This window comes from Sphingomonas sp. PP-F2F-A104-K0414 (assembly GCF_004340945.1).
In the GTDB taxonomy this organism is placed as follows: Bacteria; Pseudomonadota; Alphaproteobacteria; order Sphingomonadales; family Sphingomonadaceae; genus Sphingomonas.
The window spans coordinates 315,435-333,049 of the sequence record NZ_SLYD01000002.1 but is presented as its reverse complement, the minus strand read 5'-3'; the positions used below and the strand labels follow the sequence as shown (position 1 = coordinate 333,049).

The 17,615-nt window shown below is 65.7% G+C and carries 11 protein-coding genes; 7 read left to right on the top strand and 4 right to left on the bottom strand.

The window, feature by feature from the left end; translation table 11 throughout:
- Position 1: 1 nt before the first annotated feature.
- The 3 genes from C8J46_RS05725 to C8J46_RS05715 are packed head-to-tail and all read left to right on the top strand — an operon-like array spanning position 2 to position 4,076.
- Positions 2-1,498, top strand: a complete 1,497-nt coding sequence (locus tag C8J46_RS05725; RefSeq protein WP_132736861.1) for a beta-3-deoxy-D-manno-oct-2-ulosonic acid transferase — start codon at positions 2-4, stop codon at positions 1,496-1,498.
- Complete coding sequence (locus C8J46_RS05720) at positions 1,495-2,781, top strand: capsular biosynthesis protein (protein ID WP_132736112.1); 1,287 nt, start codon at positions 1,495-1,497, stop codon at positions 2,779-2,781. Before C8J46_RS05725 ends, C8J46_RS05720 begins: the two co-directional genes overlap by 4 nt.
- Positions 2,782-2,804: 23 nt before the next feature.
- The gene (locus tag C8J46_RS05715) at positions 2,805-4,076 is read left to right on the top strand and encodes a glycosyltransferase family 1 protein (RefSeq protein ID WP_132736858.1); all 1,272 of its coding nucleotides are present in this window, start codon (positions 2,805-2,807) and stop codon (positions 4,074-4,076) included.
- 34 nt (positions 4,077-4,110) lie between these two features.
- Here the strand turns inward: C8J46_RS05715 and C8J46_RS05710 are convergent, their stop codons facing one another.
- Positions 4,111-5,400, bottom strand: a complete 1,290-nt coding sequence (locus C8J46_RS05710) for a class I SAM-dependent methyltransferase (protein WP_165886467.1) — start codon at positions 5,398-5,400, stop codon at positions 4,111-4,113.
- Between the two features lie 199 nt (positions 5,401-5,599).
- Here C8J46_RS05710 and C8J46_RS05705 point away from each other — a divergent pair, with 199 nt between their 5' ends.
- Genes C8J46_RS05705 through C8J46_RS05690 form a run of 4 tightly spaced genes read left to right on the top strand, consistent with a single transcriptional unit; the run spans position 5,600 to position 13,449 of the window.
- A complete protein-coding gene (locus tag C8J46_RS05705) occupies positions 5,600-9,823 on the top strand; it encodes a glycosyltransferase (RefSeq protein ID WP_132736107.1) in 4,224 nt (1,407 codons plus the stop codon).
- The gene (locus C8J46_RS05700; RefSeq protein ID WP_132736104.1) at positions 9,820-11,961 is read left to right on the top strand and encodes a glycosyltransferase; all 2,142 of its coding nucleotides are present in this window, start codon (positions 9,820-9,822) and stop codon (positions 11,959-11,961) included. Before C8J46_RS05705 ends, C8J46_RS05700 begins: the two co-directional genes overlap by 4 nt.
- Before the next feature lie 52 nt (positions 11,962-12,013).
- Positions 12,014-12,838, top strand: coding sequence for a formate/nitrite transporter family protein (locus C8J46_RS05695; protein WP_132736102.1), 825 nt, complete (start codon positions 12,014-12,016; stop codon positions 12,836-12,838).
- Positions 12,838-13,449 carry a phosphatase PAP2 family protein gene (locus tag C8J46_RS05690; RefSeq protein WP_132736099.1) on the top strand — a complete coding sequence of 204 codons (612 nt, stop codon included), beginning with the start codon at positions 12,838-12,840 and terminating at the stop codon, positions 13,447-13,449. The genes C8J46_RS05695 and C8J46_RS05690 overlap by 1 nt, the downstream gene beginning before the upstream one ends.
- Positions 13,450-13,454: 5 nt before the next feature.
- On the opposite strand, the gene C8J46_RS21390 is transcribed toward C8J46_RS05690, so the two are convergent.
- The 3 genes from C8J46_RS21390 to lnt form a co-directional block, all read right to left on the bottom strand.
- The gene (locus C8J46_RS21390) at positions 13,455-14,498 is read right to left on the bottom strand and encodes a methyl-accepting chemotaxis protein (protein ID WP_132736097.1); all 1,044 of its coding nucleotides are present in this window, start codon (positions 14,496-14,498) and stop codon (positions 13,455-13,457) included.
- Between the two features lie 246 nt (positions 14,499-14,744).
- On the bottom strand, positions 14,745-15,962 hold the full coding sequence (gene metK, locus C8J46_RS05680) for a methionine adenosyltransferase (RefSeq protein ID WP_056484924.1): 1,218 nt from the start codon (positions 15,960-15,962) through the stop codon (positions 14,745-14,747).
- A 71-nt stretch (positions 15,963-16,033) separates the two neighbouring features.
- The gene (gene lnt, locus C8J46_RS05675; protein WP_132736094.1) at positions 16,034-17,593 is read right to left on the bottom strand and encodes an apolipoprotein N-acyltransferase; all 1,560 of its coding nucleotides are present in this window, start codon (positions 17,591-17,593) and stop codon (positions 16,034-16,036) included.
- Positions 17,594-17,615 lie beyond the last annotated feature (22 nt).

Genomic DNA, 17,615 nt, shown 5'->3' with positions numbered 1-17,615 from the left:
CATGACGAGCGACCGTAGGACCAGCGTCCTGCCGCTGTTGCGCGCACCACCTTTTCCCTGGGTGGCGCCGGTGGCGATCACCGTGGCGGGCGGCACTCCACCCAGTCTTGCAGAGGCGCGTCTTGCGCTGGACGCATTGCGTATGGCGCGCGTCGGCGGCGCGTTCTGGGACGGCGAGAACGATCCCTGGACGCAGGTTGCGGATGGTCGCTTGGTGTGCGCGGATCCCGACGACGACCTGGCGATCGTCGCCTGGCTGTCGGATGTAGCCGTGCATGACGCGGGCGGGGCGATCGTCGATCCCGCGCGGATCGAACATGCCTGTCTGGAGCGGCTGACCGCGTTTGCCTGCCACGATCCGTTCGAGGATCGCCCCGCGACGCTGGCCGAGACGATCGCGCGGCTGGCAGGGTGGCGCAGGACGCTCGACGCCAACCGCAAAATCGGCGTGATGACCGGCATGGCGCGATGGAAGCGCACCACGATCGGCAGGTTCCTGTGGGACGGGCGACGGAGCCCGGATGCCGCCTCCGCGAAAAAGGCGCTAGCCTCGGCGCGTCGATCGTCGCGGGCAATCGCCGGCTGGGCGTCGCGGATGCCGCCCGATTACGCGCGCGACGTGCAAGCGGCGGGACTCGCGCTTCAGATCGTCGAGGACGGTTTTGTGCGATCGAGCGGCCTTGGCGCCGATGGCCGCGTGCCAAGTTCGGTGACGATCGATACGTGCGGCGTCTATTACGATCCTGCACAGCCAAGCGATCTGGAGACCCTGTTGCAGACGCACGCGTTTTCCGATGCGCTGATCGATCGGGCACGACGCCTGCGCGGCATGATCTGCGACTCTCATATCGGCAAATACGGAATCGATGCGGGGGCGTTCGCACCGCTGCCCGATCGACGGTGCGTGCTCGCGATTGGGCAGGTCGAGGACGATCGCTCGGTGCTGTGCGGCGGCGGCGGGGTGACCTCGAACGTCGAATTCCTGGCCCGCGTACGGCGTTGCGAGCCCGATGCGTTCATTGTCTATCGACCGCATCCCGATGTCGTCGCCGGCCACCGAAAAGGTCATGTGTCGCCGTCGGCCGCCGCCGAATGGGTCGATCGGATCGACCAGGACAGTGCATTGCTGTCGCTCGTCGAACGGGTCGATGCCGTCCATGTGCTGACATCCTTGACCGGGTTCGAGGCGCTGATGCGTGGACGCCCCGTGACGGTACATGGCCGCCCCTTTTTCTCCGGCTGGGGGCTTACCGAAGACCTTGTCGAGCAACCCGACCGGCGTCGTCGGATGCTGACGATCGATCAGCTCGTTGCCGGCACGCTGATCCTGTACCCGCGGTATATCGATCCGGTCACCGGCCTATTCTGTGACGTCGAAACGCTCGTTGCCCGCATCGCGGCGGGGCAGGGGCGCTCCGATACCGCGTTCATCCTGATGCGCCAGATACTCGGACGAGTCCGGCGGCGGGGCATCGTACTCGCGACAGGCCTTCGATGACGCCAGCAACCGACGCCAAGCAGACGTTTCTCTTCCTGCAGGGACCCCATGGTGGCTTTTTCGAACAGCTGGCGTCCGCGCTGGCCATGCAGGGGCATGCGGTACGCCGGATCAACCTGAATGGCGGCGATCGCGCCGACTGGAGCGGATTCTCGACCGATTATCGAAGCTCGCTAAAGGGCTGGCCGCTGTTCTTCGACGATTTTGTCGTCGATCATCTCGTTACCGACGTCATTCTCTTTGGCGATTGCAGGCCGCATCACGCCTCTGCGCACGGCATGGCCAAGCTGCGTGGCATTCGCGTCCACGTCTTCGAGGAAGGCTATATCCGCCCCGATTTCATGACGTTGCAAGAAGACGGCGTGAACGGGAACTCGAAATTGCCGCGTGATGGCGACTGGTATCGCGAACAGGCTGGCCGGCTGTCGGGGTTTCCTCCGGTGGAACCCGTCCCATCGAGCTTCGCACGTCGGTTGCGCGAGACCAGCCGCTATACGATTTTCAGCGCGCTGACCCGGCCATTATATCCATTCTATCGATCGCACCGCTCCGCCGCGATGTTGAGCGAGGCGCTCGGCTGGGCAGTGCATTTCGTCACCAAGCGCCGCGAGCGCAGGCGGTCCGCCGCGTTGATGGCGGCGATCCGCGACACCCCGTATTTCGCGCTGCCGCTGCAACTGAATTCGGACTATCAGATCCGCGTCCATTCGCCGTTTCGCGACATGCGTGCGGCACTGCGGTTCATCATCAAGAGCTTTGCACGGTCGGCCCCGGCGGGGGTCAACCTGATCGTCAAGCGACACCCGCTCGACAGCGGATTGTCGAGCTGGCGGCGGTTCGTCCGCCGCGAGGCACAGCGGTACAAGGTCGCCGATCGGGTCTTTTATATCGGTGACGGCGATATCTCCGATCTGGTTGCCAAGGCCCGTGCGGTCGTCACCGTCAACAGCACGGTCGGCACGCTGGCGCTGAACTCGGGCGTGCCGGTGGCAGTGCTCGGCGAGGCGATCTACGATATCGAAGGAATCGTCCGGCGCGAACCGCTGGACAATTTCTGGGCCGATCCGCCGCCGGTCGACACGGCGCTGTATGATGCGTTCAAGCGCGTGCTGATCGATCGCTGCCTGATCCCCGGCGGCTATCTGAGCGACGCAGGTATCGCGATGCTCGTACGGCACGCCGAACGCCGCCTGACCCGCGAGCCGGTAGACACGGTGCACGCCGACCGGGGCGCGGACGGTGGACCCTATATGCCCGACATGCATGACGGGGACGGTGTTTGAAGCCGTTTCGCGCGTTTGCGCCGATGCTGCTTACCCGGACTCTGGTGCCGCGTTGGCTTGGTGGGCGCGCCAGCGTGGACGCGGAAGTCGTGCTCGATCTGTCGCGGCTGCTGAGCCGATCCTATCATGTGACACCGACCGGGATCGATCGCGTCGAGTTCGTCTATGCGCGCGAATTGCTCAACCGTATTCCGGACCGACTGGCGTTTGCGGCGGTGCATCCCGCGGGCGGCTATTATGGGCGATTGCCGGTCGGGGCGGTGCGGCAGTTCCTCAGCTTTACCGACGCGCGATGGCGGAACCCGGACGTTCTCGATCCGCATGCGGTGCGGGCTGCCGCCAACCGGCACCTGCTGGCCCTACGGCCACGGCCGGTGCCGACCGATGACCGGCACCGCATCTATCTCCAGGCATCGCATCATCATCTCGAGGATATCGATTTGGTCGCGGCCATCCTGAAACGCGAACGCGCACGGCTGATCTCGCTGATCCACGACGTGATCCCGCTGACTCACCCGGAGTTCGCGCGGATCGACGGTCACGCGCGGCATCGCGACGTCATGCGGACGATCGACCGTCATGCCAGCGGGATCATCGGCAATTCGGCGGCGACGATCGATGCGGTCGGCCGGCATCTGACCGACGCACGTAGCGAGCGTGTCGTCCGCGTCGCGCATCTCGGGACAGACCCGGTCGAGCTGCTCCCGTCCGCTCGCCCGGCAATCCTGTCATCGGTTCCGGACGGTCCGTATTTCGTGTGCGTCGCGACGATCGAGCCCCGCAAGAACCACCTGTTGCTGCTCAACGTCTGGCGCAGGCTGGCCGAGAAGCTCGGCACGGCGGCGCCGAAGCTTGTGCTGATCGGCCGGCGCGGGTGGGAAAATGAAAATGCGATCGACATGATCGAGCGCTGTGCCGCGGTGTCGGGCCATGTGATCGAGGCGTCGAACATGTCCGATCGCGAGATGCAGGCGGTGCTCGGCGGCGCGCAGGCCTTGCTGTTGCCCTCGTTTGCCGAGGGCTTCGGCATGCCGGTCAGCGAAGCGCTCGCCGCCGGGCTGCCGGTGATCTGCAGTGACATCGCCGCACTGCGGGAGGTTGGCGGCGAGGCGCCCGACTATCTCGATCCGCTCGATGGTCTTGGGTGGCTGGAGGCGGTCATCGCCTATTCGCGACCGGAATCGCCGCGTCGTGCCGCGCAACTCGACCGGATGGCGCGGTGGCAGCCGGTGAGTTGGGGCCAGCACATCGACGTGGTCGAAGCGACGATCGACGCGGTCGTCGCGATGGCATGATGACGCGGGCCTGATCCGCCGGCGTCATCGCGCGTCAACGATCGCCGCGGCGGACGATGATCCCGAACGAGGTCGTGACATACTGACCGAGCGCGAGCTTCAGATGGTTGTCCGCCGAATAGGGGGGCACGTCGACATAGGCGTCCTGCTGCGTGTCGCCGAGATCATATTTGATCTGCGCGACGAAATGCCCGCGCGAGACGAGATCGACCGCGAGCCGTTCGAAATCGCGACGCCGGAACAGGACAGTACCGCCGCTATCGATCGTCGCATCGTTCGAGGTGAGGTTGAGTTCGGTGGTGTGTACCGCGAGCCCGCCCGGATTGAGGCACTGGACCGCGTTGCGGACGAAATCGAGACCGGCCTCGATCGACCCGAGATGCTCGTACGCGCACGACGACCAGGTGAAGTCGAACCCGCGCAGGTCGGCGGGAATCGCGTTCATGTCGGCAACGCGGAACGCGACGTTGCGATCGAAGACGTCGTTTGGACAGATCTCGGGATAGCGAAGCTGGTCGAGGCCTTCGCTATGCTGGTTGGTCAGGCTCCAGTCGCGGCTGCGGACGTCGTCGGCGGCAAGATCGGTCGCGACGATCGAGCATCCGATCGCCGCCATCGCTGCGGGCAGGGGTTCGATGCCCACACCGAAGCCCAAACCGCGCGCCCCCGCCTTGAGCATCCCGTAACGCTCGAGCGTCTGCAGGATATAGACGAATTCCCATTGCTTGCGATGGCGGTGCTTCGCCAGCTTGAGACGTTCGAGCCACTGGTCATAGGCGGGCTCGTTGAACTGCGATGCGGTGCAGGTCTGCGATACCGGATCGGCAAGCGTCGCCTTGCCGTGTGCCAGCAACCGCGAGGCGCGACGGAACACGCGTTGGCCGAAGATCGACTTGCGCGCCGCCTCGACCTGTTGCTCGAAATGGGGTTGGCGGACGGCGGCGTCGAGCAGGATCGTGAACGACTCTGCGATGGCGTCGGTCTCGGTATAGAGATGCCCGAGCACCGCATATTGCATGCCGTCGACCGCATCGAAGGTCAGCCGCATGGTCCCGCCGGCCGCGACGATCTCCTTCACCGCGATCGGCCAGGTCTTGATCGTCTCCGCTGGGCGCGATCCGTCGAGCGGCAACGCGTTGACCCGAACGATCATCGAGCCAAGCGTTGCAGTCAGCCCGGTAAAGACGAGCGAGCAGCGGACCGTGCTGCTCTCCAGCGACACATAGCGGGTATGAAAGACATAGGCCGGGTCTTCGGAGGGTTCGGAACCGCCAAGTCCTTGAATTCGGCTCGATCGGGGTGGCCAAAAGTCGAATGGACCCATGTCGATTTCAAGTGCTGTGGCACTAGCCGGCGAGGATGACGCACTTTGCATTATGGGGTCGTAGCGATGAAGAATGTATGCGTCACCCGTTATAAGGGGATATGACCCAAAATTGTACGACTATACTTTGATCGGTTATGGCCTTCGTGCGGCTTGATCTTATAGTAGGGCGGTTAAGGCCCCGAAATAAGAGAGACCGATGAACAACTTATTTCGGACGGGCTTCGGCCGGTTGATGGGCACTGCGTCCAGAGCCGGGGCCGGATCCGCGGCGCGATCGCCGGCGCGGATCGCAGGCGATGCGTCGCGCGACATCCGCGACTGGGCGGGGGCGATCGATGCCTATCGTCGTCATCTCGAGACCTTTCCCGGCGATTTCGCCATCCAGGTCCAACTCGGGCACGCGCTCAAGGAAGTGCGCGATTTTGGCGCGTCGATGGAGGCGTATCACGCCGCCTACAGGCTTGATTCGCGCGATTCGGACCTGCTCGTCAACATCGGTCATCTGCACAAGATGCGCGGCCAACAGGCGGCCGCGTGTTTCGCCTATGTCGCGGGCTATGCGCTCGACGCCAATGCCGATGCGGCGACCGAGCTCGGCGATCCGCAACTCGCCGCCGACATCGAGGCTGCACGCGACGCGTTTTCCACCGATCCGACCCGCGACCCGGTCGTCCTCGCGGTTGATGTCCAGGTGTCGGATGCCGCATCGAGGACGGACCATATCGTCGGGCACGGTGATGCGATCGAGACCTCGCCGCTGTTCGACGCGCACTGGTACCGACAGCGCTATGGGGTGGGCGCAGACCTGGATGCGGCACGGCATTATACGACCGTCGGCGCCGCCGAAGGCCATGAACCGCATCGGCTGTTCGACAGCCGCTTCTATCGCTCGCAGGTGACGGGCGAACTACCGCCGGGCGCGAACCCGCTCGATCATTTTCTCAAGATCGGCGGCCCGAACGGGCTCGATCCGCATCCGTTGTTCGCTGGTGACTGGTACCGCGAACACCATCCCGCCGCGGCCCGGACCGGCGTCATACCGATCATCCACTATCTGACGCATGCCCCGCACGAGAGCGCCGGACCAACGCCGTTGTTCGATGCGCTGCGCTACCGCGAGGCAACGCCCGACATGGCCGCGGGCGACGCGACGTTCGCGCATTATCTGGACTATGGCGACGCCGCGGGTGTGGCGCCGATCGCCGGGCTGCAAACCGGTCGAATCCTCGAAACCTTTGGCGGATCGCCGGTCGGCGGCGAAAGCGCGCTCGAACTCTACGTGCATTTCCTCGGCCGGAAGCAGGCCCTCGCCTGCGCGACCTTCGACCTGCTCGCGCCGTCGGACGTCGGCGTTCGCCCACCGCCGTTGCCCCTGGCGTCGATACGCCCTGCGGACGAACGGATCGCCGCCGCGAGCGAGGTGGTGCAACGGCTGCTCGGCGACACCGCCACCGGCGAAGGCAGGCCGTCCCCCGACCGGTACGCGCTGACCAAGCTCGATCTGTTGCGTCGCGATCCCGACCAGTTCGATGCGGTGGTCCGCGATCTGCACGCCGCGACCGCCGCGACCGCAAGCGAGGTGGTGACGATGTTCGGCGTGTTGCCGCTGCACGATGTCGCGCGCGGCGTTAGCGATGGCTTTCCGGCCGGCGGGGTGCTCGACCGCTACCGGACCGGTCAGCGCGATCTCGCACGGCGGTTCCGGCTCGATCACGACCGCGTCGGAACCGTGACCGAGGGGGTCACGATTTCGATCCTGCTGCCGATCTACCGCTCGCCGGTCGTGTATCTGGAGCGGGCGATCCTGTCCGTCCTCGCGCAGACCTATGCCAATTGGGAATTGTGCATCGTCGACGATTGTTCGCGCGAACCTGCGTTGACCGACATCGTCACGCGCTTCTGCGCGGCCGATGCGCGGATAAAATCTGCCACATCGCGGCGCAATGGCGGGATCGCGGAGGCGACCAACCGCGCGCTCGATCTCGCCACCGGTGCATATGTCGCGTTGTTCGATCATGACGACATGCTGACCGTCGATGCGCTCGAAATCGTCGCGGCGCGGATCGATGCGTCACCCGACACCGACTGGCTCTACAGCGACGAGTGCAAGATCGGGATCGACGATCAGCCCGACGAACTGCTGACCAAGCCCGACTGGAGTCCGGCGCTGCTGCTGTCGGTGATGTATACCGGGCATCTGTCGGTCTATCGATCGACGCTCGTCCGATCGGTCGGCGGTTTTCGCAGCGCGTATGATTTCTCGCAGGACTATGATCTTGCGCTCCGCATTTCGGAGACCGCGCCGACCGTTCAGCACATCCGCGACGTCCTGTATGGCTGGCGGATGATCGAGGGGTCTGCTGCCAGTGGTGGCAAGCCCGAGGCGCGGCTGACCAACATCGCTGCGGTCCAGGCGGCAATGGATCGCCGCGGCTGGACCGGTCGTGCGGTCGCGTTGCCGGCATCGAATCGCCCGCGTGCGGACTATGCGACGTTCGATCAGCTCGTCTCGATCATCATCCCGTCGGACGACGCCGCGCATATCGTCCGGACGGTCATGTCGATCGTCGCATGGACCGCCTATCCCCGATACGAGATCGTGATCGTCACCAATTCGCGGACGGCGGCGCAGTGTCGCGAGTGGATGGACGGGCCGCGCATCCGCTTCGCGATCTTCGATGCACCGTATAATTTCTCCGCAAAATGCAACGCCGGTGCCGCGGTCGCGCAGGGCGATTATGTCGTATTTCACAATGACGACGTTCTGGTCATCACGCCGGACTGGATCGAGGCGCTGCTGGAGCAGCTCGTCCGCCCCGGCGTCGGCGGCGTCAGCCCCAAGCTGCTCTACGAGAATGGCCGCATTCAATATGCCGGCATGGCGGTCGGATTGCGGCAACTGACGGGAACGACGTTCCACGCCTTTCCGCGCGATACGGCAGCGCATTTCAACCTGGCGCAATCGACGCGCGACGTCGGCCTGTTGTGCGGCGCGTGCTTGGCGATGCCGACCGAGCTATTCCGGGACCTTGGCGGGTGGGATGCGCTGAACGTCGGCATCGCCCATTCCGGCGTCGATCTCAGCCTGCGGCTTCGCGAGGCGGGATACCGGCTAATCTATACGCCGCATGCCGAACTGATCCATATCGGCCATGCCTCGATCGGCGCCTCGATCGGCGTCGATGCCGATCTGCCCACGGGGTCGCGCTGGAAGAAGAGCAAAGCCGATATCTTCCTGCTCAAGCGCTTTCCGTCACTGATCGCCGACGATCCGTATTTCCCGCCAACGATGAGCGGGATCAGCTACATCGACTCGCAGGAACCCTATCGGATCCACCCCGCCACACTGCGCTACGCTGGCGACGGGCCCGACATCCTCATCGTATCGCACGACCTGACGAACAGCGGCGCCCCGCGCGTCGCGGCGGACATGGCGATCGCGCTGAAACAGTCGGGCGCATTCGTCGTCGTCACGTGCCCGACCGACGGACCGATGCGCGCCCGTCTTGCCGAGGCCGATATTCCCGTCATCATCGATGCACTTGCGCTGACCGACCATGCGAGCTTCCGTGATTTCGCGCGCAATTTCGATACCGTGATCGTCAATACCGTCATCGGTTGGCGCGCCGTGAAACAGCTCGATTCGGAGACCGAAGTGCGCTGGTACATTCACGAATCCGGGCTGATCGACGAGATGGTGCGCGACACCGACGGGTTCCGCGCCGTGCTGGGATCGGCGCGTAACATCCTCGCGGTCAGTACGCGGACCGCGGCGGCGCTGCGCCGGCATGGCGTGTCCTCGCGCTTGCTCGAGACTGGGATAGCGGATCCAAAGGATTTGTATCCCGTACCGGCGCGGTCGGACGTCGTCCGGATCGGCGTGTTCGGATCGTTCGAACCACGCAAAGGCCAGGATATCGCCGCGCAGGCCTTTGCGATGCTCCCGCCCGGCACGCGCGCAAACGCCACGCTCGATTTCTTTGGCCGCGATCACGATCCCGATTTTCAGGAGAAGGTCCGGCGCACGTGGCAGCGACAGGACGGTATCCATTTTCACGGTGAAAAGGGGCATCCGGACTATTGGTATTGCCTGGCCGACATCGACATCGTGCTGGTCCCGTCGCGGGACGATCCGCTACCGCTGGTGGCGTCCGACGCACTGGCGCTGGGCAAGACGATCGTGTGCAGCGACAGTACCGGGACGTCGGATTATATCGAGCACGAGGTGTCGGGCTTCGTCTATCCGACCGCGCGCGCGGCCGACCTGTCCGCGCTGCTGACCCGGCTGATCGAGGATCGCACATTGCGCGAATCGGTGCGGGGGCCGGCGCGCGCGGTCTATGAGGCGATGTTCACGATGGAGGCGTTCACCGAACGGCTATCGGACCGACTCGCGCCTGTTGCCGTCGGGGTTTCGTGATCGCATCCGATGACGCGGTCGCTGCGCTGGTCGCACGCGCGGATGCCGCGCGCGATCGCCGCGACTGGCTGGCTGCGGCGGATGCGTATCGCGCCGTGGTGCGCGTCCAGCCGCGCAACGCCGGACTATGGGTCCAATTGGGTCATGCACTGAAGGAATCGGGTGGCATCCAGGCCGCGGGCGACGCGTATCGCCGTGCGTTGTCGATCGACCGGTTCAGCGGCGACACGCATCTGCAGCTCGGTCATCTGCTCAAGATGCAGGATGACCGTGCCGGGGCGGTCGCGGCATATGCGCAGGCACTGCGCCTCGATCCGACGCTGGACTCCGCGCTGGGCGAACTTGTCCATCTCGGCGCTCGCGATCTGATCCCCGCGGCGACCATCGATCGTCAGGCGATGTGGCGCCGGCTCGATGCGGTGGCGGAGGCGCTGGCGGGCGCGAACGAGGCGTTGCGGGCCTGGATCGGAACATCGGCCTATCCGATGGCCGCGTATGACCGGTTCCGATCCGACGTCGCGATACGGCCACCACCGCCGCTCTCGGCGGTGGCCGACGACGGGAGCGAGCCGATCACACTCGCGATCGATTGTCGGGCGGCGACGGCGTCGTCGGTGCGCGTGACACTGACCGCGTTGCTCGACCAGTCGGATCCGTCCTGGGTAGCACGACTGGTGGATGCGTCCGGAATCGCCGACCATCCGGTCGCCAGCATGACGATCACCGATCCACGGATCGGGTTCGACGACGATGGTGGTTATGCGTTGCGACCAGGGCTGTTGGTCAGCATCGATGCGGGCGTCATTCTGCATCCCCATGCGCTGGCCTGGCTGCGCTATGCTGCGGCACGGTCGAGCGCGGCCGCGGTCACATGCGATCACGACCATGTCAGACGCCATTGGGCGCGCGGTCAGTGTCATGCCGATCCGATACTCTACGGTGTCGACGATTCGGCTTTGCGCGCAGCGGTACCGCCCCGTCTCGTCGCGGCGCGGAATGATCTCCTCCGAATGCCCCGCGACGGCGACACGCTATCGGGGGCTGACTTGCGGGCCGCGATGATCGATGCCGCGCGAGCGGCTGCATCGCCGGTCGCGCATGTTCCGCGGATCCTCGCATCGCTGTACGACGACGGGGTGGAGAGACCGGCCGCGACGGAGCTACGCGGGGCGGCATCACCGATCGATGCCACGGCACCTCAGATCGCATCGCGGCGATCGCGCATCGCCATCGTCATACCTACCCGCGATGAAGCGGCGATGCTGACCGAGGCGGTCGACAGTCTCCTCGCGGTGGCAGACCAGCCCGACCGGATCAGCGTGATCATTGTCGACAACCGGAGCCGGGAGCCCGCGACGCACGCTTTGCTCGACGACTACGCCACGCGATCCGGTCATGCGGTCGTCGTCATGGACGAGCCGTTCAACTGGTCGCGCGCCAACATGCTCGGGATCGCCACCGCGCGGGCGGCGGACTGCGACCTTTTGCTGTTCGCGAACAACGACGTCGTGATGCTGACGCAAGGGTGGGACAGCGAACTCGACCGGCTGTTGTCCGATCCGGAAACGGGCATCGTCGGCGCGCGTCTTCTGTATCCCGACATGACCGTCCAACACGCCGGCATCGTGCTCGGTGCCGGCGAAGGCCTGCCGCTGCACGAAGGGCGTCATGCCGCGTTCGACGATTCAGGACCCGGCGGGCGCTATGTGACCCAGCACGACGCGGCGGCGGTGACCGGCGCTTTTCTTGCGATGCGGCGCGACGTGCTGACGGAGATCGGCGGGTTCGACTGCGCGCGGTTGCCGATCGCCTATAACGACATCGACGTTTGCCTGCGCGCGCGCGCGGCGGGGTATCGGGTGCGCTATTGCCCGCAGATCGAGCTGATCCATCACGAATCGAAGACCCGCGGCCGCACTCGGACCGAGGACGAGGTGGCGTGGGACGATGCCGAACTCGGCGATCTCCATGCCGTCTGGGGCGAGGCGCTGACGCTCGATCCGGGGATCAACCCGCAATGGGCGCTTGGTGGCGCGCCGTTCGATGGCTTGCGCGAGCCGGGATTGAGCGAGATCCTCGCGTTCATCGATCGGTCCGCACGCGCCGATCCTTGGCGCGTGACGAAGGCGGGCGTGTGATGCCGCGCGACCGGTGGGACCGAAACGCGCGGCGGGCCGTTACACTGGCGTAATGGCCAAACCGGATTCCTCCCCACCGCCGGACGACGTCGACGACCTCAAGGCCGCCGATGCGCAGGATCTGCATCGCGCGGTCCGTGAGGAGGGGCAGGACGAGCTCGACCGGCCAGTCTCGTCGCTGTTCTTTTCGGGCCTTGCGGCGGGCATGGCGATCGCGAGCTCGCTGATCGCCGAGGGTGCGCTCCACGCAGCGCTGCCCGATACGCCGTCGCGGTCGATCGTCGTGTCGCTCGGCTATCCGATCGGGTTCCTCATGGTCATCCTCGGTCGGATGCAGCTGTTCACCGAGAGCACGATCACCGCGATGTTGCCGCTGGTGACGCGGCCGTCGGGCTGGGCGGTGCGACGCACGCTGCGGCTGTGGACGATCGTGCTCGGTGCCAATCTGCTCGGTACGGCGCTGGCGGGCGGAATGATCGCGGCGGGGCTGCTCGGCGGCGGCGAACTGCGGACCGCGATGATCGAGGTGTCGGTTGCGATCACCGAGCTGTCGGCCGGGGCGACGTTCGTCAACGCGATCCCCGCCGGGTTCATGATCGCGATCCTCGCCTGGTCGCTGCCCAATGCGCGCGAACAGTCGTTCCTGGTGATCCTGGCGGTTACCTATGTCGTCGCGATCGGCGGGTTCAGCCATTCGATCGTCGGCTCGGTGGAGGCGTGGCTGCTGCTGTTCGCGGGCAAGACCGGCGTCGTGCAGACGCTGTTCGAGCTGATGCTGCCGGCGATCCTCGGCAACCTGTTGGGCGGTGCGGGGTTGTTCGCGCTGTTGGCACATGCGCAGGTGCGCGGTGAGATGAACGGGCGGGACGAGAGCTGATGGGTGAGATCGAACGTGCCGCGAAGACGGTCGAGGCGGCGGATCGCGGCGTGACGCTGAAGGCCGCCGAACAGCGCGACCGGCCGGCGGTCAAGGCGGTCGGATTCCTGGCCGAGATCGGCGACCAGCCACAGCTTGTCGCGACCTCGATCGGTACCGCGGTGATCGGCCTGATCGCGCGCCGCCCTGACATGATCCGTGGCGGCGTGCGGATGCTCGCGGCACATGCGGCGGCGACCTTCGTCAAATCCGCGATCAAGAGTTCGGTCGATCGCACCCGCCCCGAAAAGGCGATCGAGGACGGCAAGGCGAAGTTCGAACCGGGCGACAGCGACGATCACGACCAGACCTCGTTCCCGTCGGGCCACACCGCCGGTGCGGTCGCGGTCGCGCGCGCGGTATCGCGCGACATCGACGGGGCAGGGGCGCCCGCTGCGATCATCACCGGCATGGTCGCCGCCGCGCAACCGATCAACGGCAAGCACTATCTGTCCGACCTCGTCGTCGGTGCTGCGGTCGGCTGGATCGCGGAGGCGCTCGTCAGCGCGGTGTTCGACCGCGTCGCGCCCGTCGTCGAGGGGCAGGTCGCCGGCATCGCCGAGCCCGCCTGAGCGTTTCAGCCGACCCGCATACGGGCGCGCATCATCGCGGCGATCTCGTCGTCGGTGGCGACGTGATCCTCGATCACGCAGCGTAGATCGAGTCCCGAAAACCCGTGATCGGACGGTACTGCGGCCTGCGCGACGACCAGTCCGTCGCGTGCCTCGATCCGTGGTGCGCCGCCGGCTTTCACATAGGGGTGCGGCGCGTGATAGGCGTACGCTCCGGTGCTGGCGACGACGCGGCCCTGTGGATCGACGATGCTGACCACCGCGCCCGAGCTCGATTTGCGGATCACGTCCATGATCGTCGCGGCCTGCCCCTCGAAATCATATTCCAGATAGCACACGCCGATCGTCGCGTCGTCGAAGCGGACCGGCGCGACATAGACCAGCACCTTGCGGCGATCCGACCAGGGGTTTTCCCAGACATCGTCGGTCGACCATTCCTGCGATAGATCGGCGACCAGCGCGCGTTCGAACTGCGAATAGCCCCTGAAATTGACGCCGCGGACCGATGCATTGTCATGCGCGCAGACCGCCACCGCGCCGGTCGCATCGACCACGAACGCGTTGAGGAAATAGGGCGAGCAGCGGAGCAGCGCGCGCAGCCGTTCGAGCGCCTTGGCCTCGACCTTGGGCGAATCGGAGCGGAACAGGATCGCCTCGCCGATCGAATGATCCGAGGCGAGCATGCGGATGTCGATCGAGCGATCGTACAGCGTGCGGCACAGCGTGTCGGCGATCGACTGCGCCAGTTCGACCAGCCGCCCGCCCTCGACGTCGCGGACCAGTTGCTCGGCGATCGCCGCGCCCTGTTGTAGTCGCCCGAGGATCTGTTCGCGGAATGAGGCGGACGAGGTGCGCGCCTGATCGGCCAGCGCCTTCACTTCCTGCGCGACGACCGCAAAGCCGCGCCCGGCATCGCCCGACCGTGCGGCCTCGATCGTCGCATTGAGGGCCAGCAGGTTGGTCCGCCCTGCGATCGCCTCCGACTGCCGCGCATGCGCCGACACCTCCTCGCCCAGCGAAGCAACTAATGATCGTATGCGGCGGGGCATAAGCAGTATCCGAAGAAGCGAGGCGCCTCCGTTAGCCGGAAATGGTTAATCCAAGATAGTCGCGAAACGGCTATAATTTGATAAAAGGCATTGATTACGTAGGGGAATATCGTCCGTTGCGCGGTGAAGAGGACAGCGCCGCGCCGGCGGTCGATGACGCTGAACAGCAAAAAGCCCCGCCCGATCGCTCGGGCGAGGCTTTATGGATCCTGTAATCCTTCCCTATGCGGGGAAGGACCGTGATGGTCAGGCGACGGCAGCCTTCAGCGCGTCGACCAAATCGGTCTTTTCCCAGGTGAACATGTCACCCTCGGGCTCGCGACCGAAATGACCATACGCCGCGGTCTTCTTGTAGATCGGCGCGTTGAGCTTGAGGTGCTCGCGGATGCCCTTCGGCGTCAGGCGCACGAGCTTCGGCAGGACCGCCTCGAGCTTGGCCTCTTCCACGGTACCCGTGCCATGCGTGTCCACATACACCGAAAGCGGCTCGGCGATACCGATCGCGTAGCTCAACTGGATCGTGCAGCGACGCGCAAGCCCCGCAGCAACGACGTTCTTCGCCAGATACCGCGCCACATACGCCGCCGAACGATCGACCTTCGTCGGATCCTTGCCCGAGAACGCACCACCACCATGCGGAGCAGCGCCGCCGTACGTGTCGACGATGATCTTGCGCCCGGTCACGCCGGCGTCGCCATCGGGGCCACCGATCTCGAACTGGCCGGTCGGGTTGATATAGATCGCGGTCTCGTCGGTGATGAAGCCGTCGGGGAGCACGTCCTTGAACACGCCCATGACGTAATCGCGCAGCACAGCGTACTTGGCGGGATCGGCGTTGTCGCCCTTCTCGCAATAGCCCGGTGCGTGCTGAGTCGAGACGACGAGGGCGGTCGCGCCGACCGGCACTTCGTTCTCGTACGACAGCGTCACCTGGCTCTTGGCGTCAGGCTCGAGGAACGGCGCGGCGCCCGAGTGGCGGTCTTCGGCCATCTTGGCGAGGATCTTGTGGCTGTAATACAGCGTCGCGGGCATCAGGCCGGGGGTCTCGTCGGTCGCGTAGCCGAACATGATACCCTGGTCGCCGGCGCCCTCGTCCTTGTTGCCGCTCTCGTCGACGCCCATCGCGATGTGCGCGGACTGGCCGTGGAGGTTGTTCTCGAAGCGGAACGTTTCCCAGTGGAAGCCCGACTGCGCGTAGCCGATTTCCTTGACCGTGTTGCGCACCGCAGCCTCGATCTCTTCGAGCACGCCGTCGGCCCACTGGTCGTTCTCGTAGATGCCCTTGCCGCGGATTTCACCGGCGAGGACGACGAGCTGCGTCGTGGTCAGCGTCTCGCAGGCGATGCGCGCCTGCGGGTCCTTGGCGAGGAACAGGTCGACGATCGTGTCGCTGATCTGGTCGGCGACCTTGTCGGGATGGCCTTCGGAGACCGATTCGGAGGTGAAGAGAAAGGACTTGCGCATGAAACCTCTTCGCAAAGGCTCGCCCAGGACAGTCCGGGGAGCGACATATAAGGAAAGCTTTATATGTCCTTCTAGCGTTGGCGACGGCGCAGGGCAACCGCGCTTGCTCGCGAGCGGCTAATCGCCGCGGCAACGAGCATCAATGCAGCGACGATCGCCGCCATCGCATTGCCGATGCGTGAGAATAGCGTCGGGGGGAGTGCGGATGGCATCGGCTGCTCGATCGCGCCGGCGGTCTCATGCGGAACGGTCGCGACGAGGCGGCCATCGGCGGCGATGATCGCGGAGATGCCGGTCGGGGTGGCGCGGAGGATCGGCAACCCTTCCTCAATCGCGCGCATCCGGGCCTGGGCGAGGTGCTGCGGCGGGCCCCATTTGCCGAACCACGCATCGTTCGAAGGATTGAACAGGATACGGGGGCGGTGCGCGCGATCGACGACCTCGCCCGAGAAGATGATCTCGTAGCAGATCTGCATCCCGATCGAGCCGAAGCCGGGCAGCGTCAGGTTCGCGGGGCCCTTGCCGGAGGTGAAGTCGATATCGCCGGGCACGAGCCGCGCAAGGCCTAGCGGCTTCAGCAGCCATGGCATCGGGAGATACTCGCCATAGGGCACGAGGTGCGCCTTGTCGTACCGCCCCCGCAGCCGCGCCTGCGCGTCGAGCGCAAACACCGAATTGGCCGCGCCGGAGATCTGGTCCTTGGCGTTGAACTCAAGCGCGGTGCCGCCGATCAGCAGGATGTCCTCGGGCCCCAGGAGCCGCGCCATCCGGCGGCGGAGGTAGAGCGGGCTCGACCAGCCATAGGCGTAGAACGGGTAGCCATCCTCGACGTAATCGCGGACGACGCCCTCGGGCCAGACGACAAGGCGTGGGGTGGCGCCACCTTGGCCAGACAGCTTTTCGAGCGCGGTAAGGACGCGCTCGCCATCGGTCTCGCTGCGGTCTTCCTGGCCGATATCCGGCTGGACGACACGGACCAGAGGCGTGCCAGGCGCTGGCGGCGGGGCATTGGTCCACAGCGCGGATAATCCGGCAAGACTCAACGCGGGGATCGCGACCGCCGGCAGGGTCCAACGGCGTGAGGCCAGCATCAGCAGCGCACCCGCTGCGACTATCGTGACTCCTGACAAGGCGTAGGTGCCGATCCAGGCCGATAGCCGCGCGACGCCTATTGCTGGCAACCAGACGACGCTCAGCGGATCCCAGGCATAGCCCGTGAACAGTGTCGCGCGCAGCCACTCGGTCGCGATCCACGCTGCGCCGAAGACCAGCACGAACGTCGCATCGGGGGTGCCGGGGCGCCGTGCGGCCCGCCAAGCGATCCCGCCTGCCAGCATCGGGAACACCGCCAGATACAGCGCCAGCCCGACCGCCGCGAAATAGCCGAGCACCGGCGGCATCGCGTCCTGGAAGTCGAACGCATGCTGGAACCAGTTGTTGTTCACGGTGAAATGCCCGACCCCGAACACCCATCCGCGCCAGAGTGCGCGACGCAGGGTGGGGGCGTCGTGGACGAGCTTCATCCACAGCGCGAACGCGACGAGCGTCAGCGGCCAGAGATCGAGCGGGGCGAACCCAGTCGCGGCGAGCGCGCCAAGGACGAGGCAGGCGAGGGCGGGGTAGCGGGTCACGCTGGCGCTATGGCGTGGCGGA